This is a genomic window from Bradyrhizobium sp. AUGA SZCCT0283 (assembly GCF_018130385.1).
GTDB lineage: Bacteria > Pseudomonadota > Alphaproteobacteria > Rhizobiales > Xanthobacteraceae > Bradyrhizobium.
Genome location: NZ_JAFCLU010000027.1, coordinates 16,682 through 31,563, shown reverse-complemented (window position 1 = coordinate 31,563; position 14,882 = coordinate 16,682). Strand labels below are relative to the sequence as shown.

General features: G+C 63.6%; 16 protein-coding genes and 1 other RNA gene. 6 read left to right on the top strand and 11 right to left on the bottom strand.

Features of this window, described 5'->3' with window-relative positions:
* Nucleotides 1–7 precede the first annotated feature (7 nt).
* The 5 genes from JQ624_RS28990 to JQ624_RS28970 all read right to left on the bottom strand — a co-directional run bounded on the left by JQ624_RS28990 (nt 8) and on the right by JQ624_RS28970 (nt 4,256).
* Complete coding sequence (locus tag JQ624_RS28990; RefSeq protein WP_212422320.1) at nt 8–1,654, bottom strand: lysine--tRNA ligase; 1,647 nt, start codon at nt 1,652–1,654, stop codon at nt 8–10.
* Between the two features lie 160 nt (nt 1,655–1,814).
* Nucleotides 1,815–2,642 carry a transporter substrate-binding domain-containing protein gene (locus JQ624_RS28985; protein WP_249130156.1) on the bottom strand — a complete coding sequence of 276 codons (828 nt, stop codon included), beginning with the start codon at nt 2,640–2,642 and terminating at the stop codon, nt 1,815–1,817.
* 182 nt (nt 2,643–2,824) lie between these two features.
* Nucleotides 2,825–3,415 (bottom strand): SCO family protein, encoded by a 591-nt coding sequence (locus JQ624_RS28980; RefSeq protein ID WP_212422319.1) that lies wholly within the window; start codon nt 3,413–3,415, stop codon nt 2,825–2,827.
* Nucleotides 3,416–3,437: 22 nt separating this feature from the next.
* Nucleotides 3,438–3,686, bottom strand: a complete 249-nt coding sequence (locus JQ624_RS28975; protein ID WP_312014513.1) for a hypothetical protein — start codon at nt 3,684–3,686, stop codon at nt 3,438–3,440.
* A gap of 99 nt (nt 3,687–3,785) precedes the next feature.
* Nucleotides 3,786–4,256 carry a hypothetical protein gene (locus tag JQ624_RS28970; RefSeq protein WP_212422318.1) on the bottom strand — a complete coding sequence of 157 codons (471 nt, stop codon included), beginning with the start codon at nt 4,254–4,256 and terminating at the stop codon, nt 3,786–3,788.
* 290 nt (nt 4,257–4,546) lie between these two features.
* Here JQ624_RS28970 and JQ624_RS28965 point away from each other — a divergent pair, with 290 nt between their 5' ends.
* Together JQ624_RS28965 and JQ624_RS28960 are read left to right on the top strand one after the other, a co-directional pair.
* A complete protein-coding gene (locus JQ624_RS28965) occupies nt 4,547–6,205 on the top strand; it encodes an FAD-binding dehydrogenase (protein WP_212422317.1) in 1,659 nt (552 codons plus the stop codon).
* A 146-nt stretch (nt 6,206–6,351) separates the two neighbouring features.
* Nucleotides 6,352–6,702 (top strand): RidA family protein, encoded by a 351-nt coding sequence (locus JQ624_RS28960; protein WP_212422316.1) that lies wholly within the window; start codon nt 6,352–6,354, stop codon nt 6,700–6,702.
* A gap of 69 nt (nt 6,703–6,771) precedes the next feature.
* Here the strand turns inward: JQ624_RS28960 and JQ624_RS28955 are convergent, their stop codons facing one another.
* Nucleotides 6,772–7,917 (bottom strand): alpha/beta fold hydrolase, encoded by a 1,146-nt coding sequence (locus JQ624_RS28955; RefSeq protein WP_212422315.1) that lies wholly within the window; start codon nt 7,915–7,917, stop codon nt 6,772–6,774.
* A 171-nt stretch (nt 7,918–8,088) separates the two neighbouring features.
* Nucleotides 8,089–8,211 (bottom strand): hypothetical protein, encoded by a 123-nt coding sequence (locus JQ624_RS39395; protein WP_283816974.1) that lies wholly within the window; start codon nt 8,209–8,211, stop codon nt 8,089–8,091.
* Nucleotides 8,212–8,319: 108 nt separating this feature from the next.
* Between JQ624_RS39395 and JQ624_RS28945 the strand changes: the two genes are divergently transcribed.
* The 4 genes from JQ624_RS28945 (at nt 8,320) to JQ624_RS28930 (ending at nt 10,595) form a co-directional block, all read left to right on the top strand.
* A complete protein-coding gene (locus JQ624_RS28945) occupies nt 8,320–8,682 on the top strand; it encodes a nuclear transport factor 2 family protein (RefSeq protein ID WP_212422314.1) in 363 nt (120 codons plus the stop codon).
* A 153-nt stretch (nt 8,683–8,835) separates the two neighbouring features.
* Nucleotides 8,836–9,516 carry an RNA polymerase sigma factor gene (locus JQ624_RS28940; protein WP_212422313.1) on the top strand — a complete coding sequence of 227 codons (681 nt, stop codon included), beginning with the start codon at nt 8,836–8,838 and terminating at the stop codon, nt 9,514–9,516.
* 226 nt (nt 9,517–9,742) lie between these two features.
* On the top strand, nt 9,743–10,264 hold the full coding sequence (locus tag JQ624_RS28935; protein WP_212422312.1) for a DUF4142 domain-containing protein: 522 nt from the start codon (nt 9,743–9,745) through the stop codon (nt 10,262–10,264).
* A gap of 37 nt (nt 10,265–10,301) precedes the next feature.
* Nucleotides 10,302–10,595: a cupredoxin domain-containing protein gene (locus tag JQ624_RS28930; RefSeq protein WP_212422371.1), complete on the top strand. Its 294-nt coding sequence runs from the start codon at nt 10,302–10,304 to the stop codon at nt 10,593–10,595.
* Nucleotides 10,596–10,603: 8 nt separating this feature from the next.
* Here the strand turns inward: JQ624_RS28930 and JQ624_RS28925 are convergent, their stop codons facing one another.
* The 4 genes from JQ624_RS28925 to JQ624_RS28910 all read right to left on the bottom strand — a co-directional run bounded on the left by JQ624_RS28925 (nt 10,604) and on the right by JQ624_RS28910 (nt 14,257).
* Entirely contained in the window at nt 10,604–12,679 is a 2,076-nt protein-coding gene (locus JQ624_RS28925; RefSeq protein WP_212422311.1) for a methyl-accepting chemotaxis protein, read from the bottom strand.
* A gap of 118 nt (nt 12,680–12,797) precedes the next feature.
* Entirely contained in the window at nt 12,798–13,358 is a 561-nt protein-coding gene (locus JQ624_RS28920; RefSeq protein WP_212422310.1) for a hypothetical protein, read from the bottom strand.
* A 121-nt stretch (nt 13,359–13,479) separates the two neighbouring features.
* Nucleotides 13,480–13,841, bottom strand: a transfer-messenger RNA (tmRNA) gene (ssrA, locus tag JQ624_RS28915).
* A gap of 47 nt (nt 13,842–13,888) precedes the next feature.
* Nucleotides 13,889–14,257 carry a hypothetical protein gene (locus JQ624_RS28910; protein WP_212422309.1) on the bottom strand — a complete coding sequence of 123 codons (369 nt, stop codon included), beginning with the start codon at nt 14,255–14,257 and terminating at the stop codon, nt 13,889–13,891.
* Between the last annotated feature and the right edge of the window lie 625 nt (nt 14,258–14,882).

Below are 14,882 nucleotides of genomic sequence, written 5' to 3'. Positions count from 1 at the left end.
GAAAAAGCTACGCGCTCCGCGCCAGCGCGCCGTCGATCATCGCGACTGCATTGGTCACGCCATACACTGCGACGAACGAGCCGAAGCGCGGGCCCTTCTCCTGGCCGAGCAGCACCTGGTAGAGCATGTTGAACCAGTCGAGCGAGACGCCCGGCCTGCCGTCCTTGCCCTTCTTCACGGGATCGAGAAACGGCTCGCGGCGGCCGATTTCGTAGACCACGTTCTGGATGTCTTCGGCGCTCGACCCCGCCGGCATGTTCGACAGCGCATCGCGCAGATCCTGCAGCGCGGCACGCTCGCTGTCGGTCGGCTCGCGGAACTGCTTGGTCGGCGCCACGAAGTCGCGGTAGTAGTTGATGGCATAGCCGACCATCGCGTCCAGCTTCGGATGCGTCTGCGGCGTCACGCCGGGACGATAGCGGCCGATGAAACCCCACAGCGTTTCAGCATTCTCCGCGTTCGACGAAGACACCAGCGTCAATAGCAGCTGGAAGGTGACGGGCATGTCGGCCTTCGGCGGCTTGCCGGAATGGATGTGCCAGACCGGATTGACAAGCTGCTGCTTGGCATCCTGCCGCGCAAATCCATCGAGGAATTGCTGGTAGTCGTCGACATTGCGCGGGATGACGTCGAAATAGAGCCGCTTTGCCGCCTTCGGCTCGCGGTACATGAACAGCGACAGCGATTCCGGCGAGGCATAGCGCAGCCATTCGTCGATGGTGAGGCCATTGCCCTTCGACTTCGAAATCTTCTGGCCCTTCTCGTCGAGGAAAAGTTCGTAATTGAAGCCTTCCGGCGGCGTGCCGCCGAGCGCCGAACAGATCTTGCCGGACAGCTTCACCGAATCGATCAAATCCTTGCCGGCCATTTCATAGTCGACGCCGAGCGCGAACCAGCGCATGGCCCAGTCCGGCTTCCATTGCAGCTTGCAGTGGCCGCCGGTCACCGGGACCGTTATGCGTTCACCAGCCACGGAATCAGGATCGACGTAAGAGACTGTGCCCGCCTTAACGTCATGCTCAACGATCGGCACGTACAGCACCATGCCGGTGCGCGGGCAGATCGGGAGGAACGGCGAGTAGCTTGCGGCGCGTTCTTCACGCAAGGACGGCAGCATGATCTTCATCACAGCGTCGAGCCGCTCCAGCATGCGCAGCAGCGCGGCGTCGAACCTGCCCGAGGTGTAATAATCGGTTGAGCTGGCGAACTCGTAGTCGAAGGCAAAGGTGTCGAGGAAGGCCCGCAGCCGCGCATTGTTGTGCGCGCCGAAGCTGTCGTGGGTGCCGAACGGGTCCGGCACGCGCGTCAGCGGCCGGCCGAGATGACTTTCCAGCAGCTCCTTGTTAGGCACGTTGTCCGGCACCTTGCGCAACCCGTCCATGTCGTCGGAGAAGGCGAGCAGCCGGGTCTTGATCTTGTCCTCAGTGAGCACGCGAAAAGCGTGGCGCACCATCGTGGTGCGCGCGACCTCGCCGAAGGTGCCGATATGCGGCAGGCCGGACGGGCCATAGCCGGTCTCGAACAGCACCTCGTCCTTCGGGCTTTTCTTCAGCCGCGCGACAATCGCCTTGGCCTGCTCGAACGGCCAGGCGTTGGATTGTTCGGCGAGCGCGCGCAAATCGCTCGGGCTAAAGGCAAGGTCGATCGTGGACATCTAAAAGGCTCTCCAAGGCCGCGGAAACTAGCGCTTCCGCGAAAAAATGCAAAATGACGGGCGGGAATCGTAGCAAAGCGAAGCGTGCCCACCATCACGTTCCGAGCAAGGAATGGTGGGCACGGCGCAAGCCGCCTTTGCCCACCCTACGAAGCAACTCCTAAAACGGACTGATGGAAAAATACCGCAGCCACAGATCGGTGTAGCGGCCTTTTTCCCAGATCCGGAACAGTGCCCAGTTCAGCGACGTCCGCAGCAAATCGTTGCCCTTGCGGACGGCGATGCCGATGCCCTCGCCGAAATAGCGGCTCTCGACAAAGGGCCCGCCCGAGAACGCGCAGCATTCGCCCGAATCAGTCCCGTTGATCCAGAACGCCAGCGAGATCGCATCACCGAAGATGAAATCGACCTCGCTCCGCCGCAAGGCGAGCCGCAGCGCGTCGTCATTGGGATAGGACTTGATCTCGGCGTCGGTGAACATCGCCTTCAGATAGGCCTCGTGCGAGGTGCCGGCGATGACGCCGACCTTCTTGCCTTCGAGATATTCCGGGCGGATCTCCGGCATGACCGCTTCGCGCCGCGACACGAAGCGCGCCGGCGCGCGGTAATAGGGATCGGTGAAATCGAGCCTGGCGCGCAGGGCCGGCGTCACCGCCATGGAGGCGATGATGGCGTCGCCGCGGTTGCTGGTGATGGCATCGACCAGCGTCTCGAACCGGCGCATCTGGATGGTGCAGGAAATCTTGATCTCGTCGCAGAGCGCGCGCGCCAGATCGACGTTGAAGCCGGCGGGATTGCCGTCGGCGCCGGTGAAGTTGAACGGCGGGTAATCGGTCTCGGTCAGGAACCGGATCACGGTGAGGCGCGACATGTCCGGCCGGTCCGGACGCCGCCGCGGGTCCCAGAAGCCGGGCACCGCCTGCGGGGCCGCCTCGATCGCCGGGCGGGGCTGGGTTTGCGCCTGCGCCGTAACGCCGCCAACAGCCATCAATGCGGACACGATCGACAACCCGGCCAGCCAGGCACGGACGGTTCGATGCAGTCTTGCATTGGTTAACGGGACGTTAGGATATGGCATCTTCGGCAATGCTTGCGGAAATTTCACGGCCTTATAGACCATCCGGACCCCGATGCGAGGGCCGTTTTCGGCATTTGGCCAGCCTTGCCGGCTCAGAGATAGCGCTTCAAATCCTTGGCGGCTTCCTCCGGCGTCCGTTTCAGGTTGAACGGCGCTACGAAATTGCCGTCGCGGTCCATCAGATAGATCAGCGCGGTATGGTCCATGGTGTAGTCGCCGTCCTTGAGCGGGACCTTCCGGGCATAGACCCGGTAGGCCGAAATCACCTTGGCCACCGCCGCAGGCTCGCCGGTCAGCCCCTTCAAATGCGGATCGAAGCTGGAGAGATAGTCCTTCATCGCGGCGGCCGTGTCGCGCTCGGGATCGACGGAAACGAACCAGGCGTTGACGCGATCGGCGTCCGGACCCATCGCCTTCAGCACCTCGGAAATCTCGAACAGCGAGGTCGGGCAAACATCGGGGCAATGCGTAAAGCCGAAGAAGATCAGCGTCGGTTTGCCCTTCAAATTCTGCTCGGTGACAGCCTGGCCGGCCTGGTCCGTCAGTTGAAACGGACCGCCGATCGCGGCCGGCGCGGTCACGGTGCGCAAGCCGCCCATCGCCCACAGCATGATCACCAGCCCGACCACGAGGCTCGCGGCAAAGGCAGCGATAATCACCAGCGGGCGGATCGTCCGGTCCATCGTCGATTTCCTCTATGCCGTATCAGAAGCAGGCCGAGATGCCGGCGGCGATCATCTCGAAAAACACCGCGGTGCCGTAATGGAACCACAATGCCGCCGCGCCGAGCACGGCCAGCGCGCCGAGGGTGGCTGCGCTCCAAACGATCATGGAGGCCACCCTGCCCTGCGGCCGAGCGGCCATCATGCCTTGGTGGGTGGAAATCGGCTGAGCCATGCGCTTCAGATAGGGCCAGTTCCCGGGGCAGGCAAGCGGAATGGCCGCGCCCGACATCACGTCATGCGGAGGGGCAGGCTGGGTGAGAGGTTCACGAAAAGTAAATGGCCGGGAAGGCCCGGCCACCACGTCACTTTCGGCGAAACGGCCGCTGGTTCAGCGCGATGCCGGCTTGTTGGTGGAGGCTTGGGCGTCGAGGTAGCAGGGCTTGTACATCGTCTGCAGTTGCTTGCCGCGCAGGAAGATCATGCGCGGGGTCAGGCCGCCGCGCGCCGCAATCCACTTCCGGACCGCTGGCGGATACATCGAATACAGCATGTGGGTGGCTTCGGTATTGGTGACGGCGCGGCCGTTGGCGCCGAAATCCCAGGCGGCATGGAAGCCGAGATTGGCGTGCGAGGTGACGCAAATCCGGTCATGGGGAACCGCGCCGAGAACGATGGTGCAGGCCGAGGCGCACAGGCCATCGATGATGACGGTTTCGCCCGAGGTGCGCAGGCCCTGGTACTTGTCGACATAGGTGCCGATCCGGCCGCCGCGATCATCGGCAATCCGCACCACCGCCTGGCTCGCCCCTACCCCCGCCAGCAGCAGCACCGCGGCAAGCAACCCCGTCACCAGCTTCATATCCCAGCCCCAGTCGAAGAATGTCAAAACCGAATCTGATCGTCTTTGTGATGCAAGACGGAACGTAGCGTCGTTTGAGATCGCGTTTTTGTCTAGGCGGCGAAGGCCGCTCAAAACAAATTCAAATTAAGTGTTGCCGGGCCGCTGCACCCTCCGCGCGAAAGGGTCCCAAACTGGAACAAGCCCCCCTTGCCGAGGTGGCGACGCTGTCACAGGCAAGCCCCGCTTAGCCGTTGACCGCGCGCGAGGACGCGGGCTTGAATCAAAAACGGCACGGGGGGGAGGAAACGATGACTGAGGTCACAGACGTAATCGTGGTCGGCGGCGGACTGGCGGGACTGGTCGCGGCGACGGAGATCGCAGATGCCGGCAAGCGCGTCATCGTCGTCGACCAGGAAGGCGAGCAAAGCCTTGGCGGACAAGCCTTTTGGTCGTTCGGCGGACTCTTCCTGGTGGACTCTCCCGAACAGCGCCGGCTCGGCATTAAGGATTCCTACGATCTCGCACTGCAAGACTGGATGGGCACCGCGGGCTTCGACCGCGATGATGACCATTGGCCGAAGCGCTGGGCGGAGGCCTATGTCGCGTTCGCGGCCGGCGAAAAGCGCGACTGGCTGCGCGCGATGGGCCACCGTATCTTTCCGGTGGTCGGCTGGGCCGAGCGCGGCGGCTATGACGCGATGGGCCACGGCAATTCGGTGCCGCGCTTTCACGTCACCTGGGGCACCGGCCCCGGCATTGTCGAGCCGTTCGAGCGCCGCGCACGCGAAGCGCAAAAAAATGGCCGGTTAACGTTCAGGTTTCGCCACCGCGTCGACACACTCATGATGACGAACGGCGCGGTCCAGGGCATCAGCGGATCGGTGCTCGAACCTGAGAGCGTCGAGCGCGGCAAGAGCTCCTCGCGCAAGGTGATCGGCGACTTCACGCTGCGCGCGCAGGCCGTGATCGTCGCCTCCGGCGGCATCGGCGGCAATCACGACATGGTCCGGCAGAACTGGCCGAAGCGCCTGGGCGAGCCGCCGAAATTCATGATCTCCGGCGTGCCCGAACATGTCGACGGCCGCATGATCGGCATCACCGAGGCGGCCGGTGCCCGGCTGATCAACCGCGACCGGATGTGGCATTACGTCGAGGGCATCCGAAACTGGAATCCGATCTGGCCGCGCCACGGCATCCGCATCCTGCCCGGCCCATCCTCGATGTGGTTCGACGCGACCGGAAAGCGCCTGCCCGCGCCGCTATTCCCGGGCTCCGACACGCTCGGCCAACTGCACTACATCATGTCGACCGGATACGATTATTCCTGGTTCATCCTGACCCAGAGCATCATCAAGAAGGAGTTTGCGCTCTCCGGCTCCGAGCAAAACCCCGACCTCACCGGCAAGAGCTGGCGCATGACGATCAAGCGCGCCACCAACAAGGGGGCGCCCGCGCCGGTGGAGGCGTTCAAGAAGAACGGCGCAGACTTCATCGTCCGTGACAATCTCGCTGACCTCGTCAGTGCGATGAATGCGCTGGCAGGCAGCGACCTGCTGAAGCACGATCACATCAAGGCGCAGATCGAGGCGCGCGACCGCGAGATGTCAAACCCCTACGTCAAGGACGCGCAGGTGATGAACCTGCACAATGCGCGGCGCTATATCGGCGATAAACTGATCCGCACCGCGAGGCCGCACAAAATTCTCGATCCCGCACACGGCCCCCTGATCGCGGTCAAGCTCAACATCCTGACGCGGAAGACGCTGGGCGGCTTCGAGACCGACCTCGACTCGCGCGTGTTCGGCACGGGCGGCGAGATTATCCGGGGACTTTATGCCGCAGGCGAAGCAGCAGGCTTCGGCGGCGGCGGCATGCACGGCTACCGTTCGCTGGAAGGCACCTTCCTCGGCGGCTGCCTGTTCTCGGGCAGGAATGCGGGACGCGCGGCGGCGAAGGCGGCGGGGTGAAACGACTTCTCGTCAAGCCCTGACGTAGCCGTTTGAAGGACGGCGTCGCTTCCGCTCGCCTATGCCGAGGTTCGATGCAAATAACGCAGTAGCCCTTGAGACGTGAGCGCGCTAAGAAGCCGCCGCCCCCTTATCAGGAGAAAAACATGACCATCCAGCGCTTCGAAACCGGACCTCGCATGAGCCAGGCCGTCGTCCACGGCAACACCGTCTATCTCGCGGGCGTCGTCGCCGGCAAGGCCGCCGGCCAGAGCGTGACCGAGCAGACGCAAGACGTTCTCGCGATCATCGACGGCCATCTCGCCAAGGCAGGCACCGACAAGTCGAAGCTGCTGTCGGCCACGATCTACATCACCGACATGAAGACGTTCCCCGAGATGAACGCGGTGTGGGATGGCTGGGTGTCGGCGGGCAACACGCCGGCGCGCGCCACGGTCGAGGCCAAGCTCGCCGCGCCGCAGTACAATGTCGAGATCATGGTGGTCGCGGCGAAGTAAGGCCATCCACCGCAAAGTGGTTAGCTGTCCCGGATTGCAGGTGCAGTCCGGGGCATTTTCATTTGCATCTCACGCGCGGATCCTGGCGCCGGCGACATCGCCAACGTCGGCCTGAAGCCACCGGGCGATCTGGCGCCAGGAATGGCTTAAGGCGCTGCGCCCCATGAAAAGGCTGAGGTGACCGCACGGCTCGCAGGCCCGTTCCAGCCACGCCGGTGGCGTGCCCAACAGCCGTGCCGTGGCGAACGCCTGATCGCGCGGGACGACGATGTCACTCTCACCGGCCAGCAGGAAGACCGGCACGCGCACCTCGGCGAGATCGATCCTGCGGCCGAGCGCGACGAAACGCCCTTCGGCAATCAGATTCCGGCGAAAGACCCGGTCGGTCACCTCGAGATAATAGGTCCCCGGCAGATCCAGCGTCGCGCGGTCCCAGCGCGCGAAACGATCCAGCAGCATCCGCGCCTCGTCCGATCCATCGCCGAGATTCCTTTGCAGCACGGCTTCCACGTCATGCTGGCTGAACGGAGGGTTCCAGAACCGCAGCATGTGCTCGCCGCTGACGACGCCGGCGCCCTGCTGCACCATCTGCTCGAAAGCTGGCTGCGGAAGTGCGGCCACCATCTTCGAGAGTTCTGACGGCGTGGCGATATCGACAGGGGCGCCCGCAAGCACGAGCCGCCGCACCTTGCCGGGAAATCGGGCGGCATAGACCAGCGACAGCCATCCGCCCTGACACAGGCCGACAAGATCGACCGGGGCGCCGATCTCGTCGATGGCGACATTGAGTTCGGCGAGATAATTGTCGATCGACAGATAGCGCATGTCCGGCGTCGCCGAGCGCCAGTCCGGGACATAGATGCGGTTCACGCCGTCTTTTTGCAGCGCCCCCACCAGACTGTGGCTGGGTGCGAAGTCCGCGATCAGCGCACCGTGCAGTGCATAGGGGACGCAGACGAGAACCGGCCGCTGCCCTGCGCTCCCTCGAGAAAACTCCCGCAATCGCATCGATGGAAGTTGCAGCACCACCGCGTTTGGCGTGGTCCAGGCCAGCGGCTCCTGGTCCGGTGCGGGGGAAGGCTCAGGTTTCTGATCGGCGAACCATTGCGCGTAGCCGTGCAGCGCCAATCGCGTGGCTTCCAGCGGCCACAGCCAGACCTGCTGCGCCCAGTCGGCGCCCGCGTGCTGCTCCGGCGGCTTTGTTTTCTCTGTCATGCCCGTTCACCGATTGATCGCCCCACATAGTGAGAAGGGCAAGGGCCAAGCTTTGACTCTGATCAAGAGCCAAACGAGGTCGAGATCATGCTTCTACGCCAAATCTGGTGCAGGCCCCAGCCCCATCCATGGTCACGTGCCCGAGATTTGGGGGCGGCACGGCCGCGGCCTCTACGCCGCCCGCGCCGTGTTCCCTTCCGCCTCGAACCGCCGCGCCAGCAACCAGCGGAAATAGGTCAGCGCCGCACGCGCACCGATCGCGAGCAACTGATAGTTCGGATCGGCGTCGAACACTTTCTGCTGCGCCTCGAAATCCTTGACCTCCGAGGTAATCGCTCAGCCCGCGCGAACCTCCGATAGTGCGTTCAGCCGATCCATCCGGCACTATCGAAGGAGAGCAACATGACCGATCACAAGACCGTCGCGAACCGCTACATCGATTTGTGGAATGAGCGTGCCCCAGCCCGCCGGCGCGAAATTCTGGCCGCGAACTGGACGACGGACGCAAAGTATGTCGACCCGCTGATGTCGGGCGACGGCCATGACGGCGTGGACGCCCTCGTCGCCGGCGTGCAGCAGCGCTTTCCGGATTTCAAATTCAGGCTGATCGGCGAACCCAACGGTTTTGGCGACCACGTCCGCTTCTCCTGGGGGCTGGGTCCCGACGGCGGCGACAGTCCGATCAAGGGCACCGATTTCGCCGTACTCAGCGACGGCCGCATCCGCAGCATCACCGGGTTCCTCGACCAGGTGCCGGCGGCGTGATGGACCTGTAGAGTGGGTAGAGCGCAGCGAAACCCACCGCCTCAGCAATGATGGGTATCGCTTCGCTCCATCCATCCTACGAAGCCAAAATATTTCGGGAACCTCTTTCCCTCTGCCGCATCCAACCCCAATACCCTGTTATTGGTGGACATCATGCGCCAGGCCCACATACCGCAAATAGCGCCCGTCGAATCCGGCGATGCCGAACTGGTGCGGCGGGCGCTGGCGCGCGACGAGACGGCGGTTCGAGCCATCATGCAGGCGAATAACCGCAGGCTCTATCGCCTTGCCCGCGGTATCCTGCGCAACGACAGCGAAGCCGAGGACGTCGTGCAGGAAGCCTACGTCCGCGCCTTCACACACCTGGAAAGCTTTCGCGGCGATTCCAGCCTCTCGACCTGGCTGTCGCGGATCGCCATGAACGAGGCGCTGGGCCGGCTGCGCCGCCGCCGTCCAGCCGTAGAACTGGACTCCTTGCCGCAAGGCGCGCTCGACGCCGAGATCATCCAGTTCCCCCTCTCCGCCGCCGATCCGGAAAAATCCATGGCCCAGCGTGAAATTCAAGCCGTCGTCGAGCATGCCATCGACGAACTGCCGGAGGCGTTTCGTCTCGTCTTCATCACCCGCGTGATCGAGGGCATGAATGTCGAAGAGACCGCCGAAATTCTCTCGCTCAAGCCGGAGACGGTAAAGAGCCGGCTGCACCGTGCCCGCACGATGTTGCGAGACAATGTCGAGAAGAAAATCGGTCCCGTGGTGATGGAAGCGTTCCCCTTTGCCGGCAAGCGCTGCGAGCGGCTGACGGACGCCGTGCTGAAGCGGCTGGGTTTCTGAGGCAGCGGGGCTCTATCCTTCGAGACGCGCGCAAGGGCGCGCTCCTCAGGATGAGGTCTAAGATCCTCATGGTGAGGAGCGCGGCGCAGCCGCGCGTCTCGAACCATGAAGGCCCGACTGCCGCCATGCGCGGCAATTTTCCGGGAACCTCTGTACTCCACGATCATCCAACTCCTGTGCATCAACAACGCGCGGCATTGGTTCCGCGCTACAGGAGTGTCAAACCATGTTCGTTCGAATGAGCGCGGCGATCGCCGCACTAAGCCTGCTGACCGGCCCCGCGCTGGCGCAAGGCGCAAAACCCACCGATCCCGAGATCGCGCATATCGCCTACACCGCGGGCGTCATCGACATCGCCGCCGCCAAACAGGCGATCGAGAAAGCCGGCAACAAGGACGTCAAGGCATTCGCGCAGGACATGGTGCGCGACCATGAGGCCGTGAACAAGCAGGCGCTCGACCTCGTCAAGAAGCTGAAGGTGACCCCGGAGGACAACGACACCAGCAAGACGCTGTCGAAGCAGGCCGCCGACAAGCTCGCCGAACTCGCCAAGCTGAAGGGCGCCGACTACGACAAGGCCTATGTTGCCAACGAGGTCGCCTACCACAAGGCCGTCAACGGCGCCCTGGAGACGCAGCTGATTCCGTCGGCCAGCAATGCCGAACTGAAGAGCCTCCTGCAGACCGGCCTGAAGATTTTTCAAGGCCACCAGCAGCACGCCGAACAAGTCGCCGCCAAGCTGAAGTAAGGAGCCCGCCGTGCATCCGGGACGCTATCTGCCTGTTATGACCGCCCTGCTGTTCGGCGCGATAGCCGTCCCGGCGCATGCGGCGACAATTCAAATCACGATGCAGGATCTGGTGTTCGCGCCGGCCGAGATTTCAACCAAGGTCGGCGACACCATCGAATGGATCAACAAGGACGTGTTCGTGCATACCGCGACCGCGCGCAACGGCGATTTCGACGTCACCATAGCGCCGAAGAAGACCGTGACCTCCGTCCTGAAGAAGGCCGGCACGGTGGAGTATTACTGCCGTTTCCATCCGAACATGAAGGCGGTGCTGACGATCGCGCCGTAGCGCGCGGCTCAGGCCGCCCGCACCGAACTGAGGAACTTGCCGACCTCGCGCTTGAGCCGGTCGCTTTCGCCGGACAATGACTTTGCCGCGCCAAGCACCTGGGCCGAGGCCGACCCGGTCTCGCTGGCGCCACGCTGCACGTCGGCGATGTTGGAGGAAACCTGCTGCGTGCCGTTCGCGGCCTGCTGCACGTTGCGGGAAATTTCCTGGGTCGCCGCGCCCTGCTCCTCGACGGCGGCCGCGATGGTGGCGGCGATCTCCGACATCCGTCCGATGGTGTCGCCGATCTCTTTGATGGCGCCGACCGATTCCTGGGTCGCTGCCTGGATGCCCGATATCTGCTGGCTGATCTCGCCGGTCGCTTTGGCCGTCTGCTCGGCCAGCGCCTTCACTTCGGACGCCACCACGGCAAAACCGCGCCCGGCTTCGCCGGCCCGCGCCGCCTCGATGGTGGCATTCAGCGCCAGCAGGTTGGTCTGGCCCGCGATGGTATTGATCAGCTCCACCACGTCGCCGATCCGGGCGGCGGCCTTGGCGAGTTCGGCGACGCGGTCATTGGTCTTCTGCGCCTGCTCCACCGCCTCATTGGCGATGCGCGCCGAGCCCTGGACCTGACGGCTGATCTCGTTGACCGAGGATGCCATCTCTTCGGTGGCGGATGCGACCGATTGCACATTGGTGGAGGCTTCCTCGGACGCCGCCGCGACCGTGGTGGCAAGCTCCTCCGAACGCTCGGCGGTTGTCGTCAGCGTGCCGGCGGAAGCTTCCAGCTCGGTCGAGGCCTGTGACACGATCTCGACGATTTCACCGATCATCGCTTCGAAATCGCTGGTGATCCGGTCGACGCGCTGGCCGCGCTGGATCTTGGCATCGGCTTCCACCGCAGCGGCCTCGTCAGCGGCCTTCTTGGCGATCAGGGCGTCCTTGAAAACCTGCAGCGAGCCCGCCATCGCGCCGATTTCATCGGCACGCCCGATGGTCGGGATCGTGACGTCGTGCCGGCCGGCGGCGAGGTCGCCGATCACGCCGGTCAGCGTCGCGAGCGGCGTGATCACACGCCGCCGCAACATCACGGTGACGCCGGCAAGCACGGCGAGCAACGCCACCACGGCAAGGCCGGCCAGCGCCAACATGGTCAGCGCCCCATCGCGTGCGGCGCCTGCGCGTTCTTCCGCCTCCACCAATGCGGCATCGCGCACGGCGAAGAAGGCCTGCACCGCCGGCACGATCGTGCTGGCGAGTTGATTGGAGTCGATCGCGAATTTGCCGTCGTTGCGTCCAACCGCCATTTCCTTTTCAAGCCACGGCGCGGCTTTTCCGAAATAGGCCTCGATCGCTTCGTTCATCGCTTTCGTAAGACGCTGCGGGCTGCCGATCTGGTCCACACCGGCCTCGATCCGCTCGCGGTCGAGATCGACGCGGCCCTGGGCGCGGTCCATGCTGGATATTTCAGCCGCCGTCAGCGGACGGCGGGTGCTGATCGCAAGCGATGCCGTAGCAGCCCGGCCGCCGGCCGAAATTCGCAAATCCTGCGACGTGCGGGCGACATTCAATAACGCCGTCAACGACGCGTCCGCCATCGCGACCTGGTTTTCAAGCCGGTTCAACAGCGGTTCGAGAATCCCGACAACCCCGGCAATGCCCGGCAGGAAGCCTTTGATCGCCGCCTGATCGCGCGCGCTCATCGGCAGCGCCATCGCGCGATCGCTCGCTGTGCGAACCTCGGCCAGCTTGGCCGCTGCCTGGTTTAGGCCCTGGATGATCGCCGCGCCATCGCTGAGCGCGCCGACGGCGATCCGCGCTTTTGCGAACGCGGCATCAGCCGTCTGCACGGCCTTCGCGGCCACCTCGAGCTGGGCCGGCGTCGCCGCGCCTTCCTGGAACAGCGGACCGACATAAGGCGCGCGGTAACCGGCGACCTGCTGGCCAACCGCCAGCACCGTGCCATAGGCCTCCACCGCCCTGATCGCCTCGGTCTTGCCGGCAAAGGTCCGGTACTGCGGGACAAGGACCCCGGCACCAAGAATGACCGCCAAGACTGTCACCGAAAGCATCGATACCGCAAAGAGTCGACCGATCCGCATATTGTGATTCCGCTGCATGAGGGAGCGGTCAACGTATGCGGAACTCGGCTAAGGCAGCCTTAATGCAGGCTTTAATGCAGGCCGGTAGAACTACGGGGCTGCACGCGGCTCTGGGCCGTCACGACCGCAGCACCATCACCAGCCGCACCGCCACCGCCGCCTGCCAGACCGGATAGAGGAACGAGATCTGGTCGAGGCCGAGCGCATTGTCGAGCGCCAGCAGCGTGCCGGCGAGCGTCCCCGTGATCAGCATCGGCCACCACGCCGCGGCCGCACGCGGCCCTGCCGGCAACAGGCCGATCCCCAGCGCCATCACGCCCGCACCGACCAGCCCGCCGGCCAATCCGGCGAGCAGATAGCGCATGACTGTGGCAGCGCCCGCGGTCTGTCCCTCGATAAAGATGGCCGCATTCACCGCGCAGACGAACGCGACCATGGTGATGATCGCAGCAAGCATCGCCGCCCAGAGCGGATTCGCGCTGAAGCGCCGCACCAGAATGAAGACGAGCACGGCAAACGGCACCGCGATGAGCGAAATGCGCAGCTGGCCGGGCAAGCCGACGATATGGTCGATCAGCGCCGGCAATAGCGGCGTGAGGATGCCGGACACGATGCCGCCGGCAGCGACCATCAGGAGATTGTTGCGGGAGGTGTCGGTGGAAGTGATCGCCTGGGTCAACGCGCACTCCTCTTTTGCGACACGCCTCATATCTAGCACGGCAACGACGGAAATTGAAGGCAGCGGGCATGGCGCGAGCCGGGCCCACAAATAAAAGCCGCGCCAACCCGAAGGTTGACGCGGCGATGGCCGTTCTGTTGCCAGGTGGACCAACCCCGAACAGGTTACGCCGCGAGGCGCACTTCGTTCAATGCAACGTTATCGTTTGCATTTAGGTTTTTGACCCGATAACGGCGGTATCATGCCGGGCACAATTCAGAGTTTCTTTGCGACCATCGATCCTGGTTCGCCCCCGCCCTAGCAGCCCTGGGATTCGGCCTTTCGGCAGAATCGATCTCACCGAGATGAGACCTTTAAGCTCAAGCTGCTAAGGTGGAGGCGCCGGGTACTGCCCCCGGGTCTGCCCGCAGTCCACTCTAAGGTTCAGCGCCATCGTCTTGCGACGAAGTGACCCTACGCGTGATCGCGCGCGAAAGATAGGCTGGTGTTGCCCAAAGTCGATGGGTCAAGCCTGCGACAGGCCTAAAGCGTCACAATCCACCCTTCGGCACGAAGAAGCAGAGTTCCGTTCCCGTATGCTTATTGATGAACAGCACGGGCAGATGGTCCGGCGTATCCTCTTCCTTGATGATGTCAGGTGGGATCGTTCTCCACTGTCCATCCTTCAGGTATTGCCACTGGTCTGAGCGATCTTCAGCCACCCTGAAGCGGGTCTTGAACACGTCGCCGTTGTCGCAGCATGACTTCCAGGGGACACCGAGCCGCTGCCGTGCTGCCGGGTTCATTTCCTGCGCATTGAACCACTCGTGGTGCGGCATCGACGCATCGTGTGCGTCAGCACGAAAGGACACCAGAAGAAGAATACCGAACGTCGTCAGTACGCGACCGAACGCTTTCATGGCAGCCTCCATTGTGGACTGTCATCAATTCGCGAATCACACGAACTCTCCGGCAACTAAGGAGGCCATATTCCAAAAAAAATGGGAGCCTCTTTTCTGAGCGGCCAGCTTTTTTAAGCAAGACTGTTGCTTTCCCGTTCGTGCGGGACGAAGTCGAAGGTCCTAGCAGTGCAGCGAAGAAGCTCTCGGCGTTCTTCGTCAGCGCGCCGGTTACCGTCGAGCAAGCTACTTCACCGTAGTAACACGGGGGAAGCTGAAATGCGGACTGCACTCATCGTCGCACTCACGCTTGCATTTGCGATTGGCGCACAGGCGCACACGAAGACCGACCGATCCCCATCGGGCGGAACTGCACAGGCCGCCGGCAAAGGGCACGTTGAAACACAGGCACGAGTGTGAGGTGCATTTCGTGAGGTCGGTGTGCATGGGTGCGGGGTGGCAGCCCCAGCTCTCTCTTTCGCGTCATTGCAAGGTGTCAGACATACGGGAGCGGTCGGCGTTCACACACGCGCGTGAGCGCAAAGAACTCATCACCCCGAAGGGCTTCCGACTCGCCGCAGCGCTGAATAGACCTGGCACAGGGCTGAAGGACGAGCCCGAAGGCTATTGCGACGACGCGACGGCG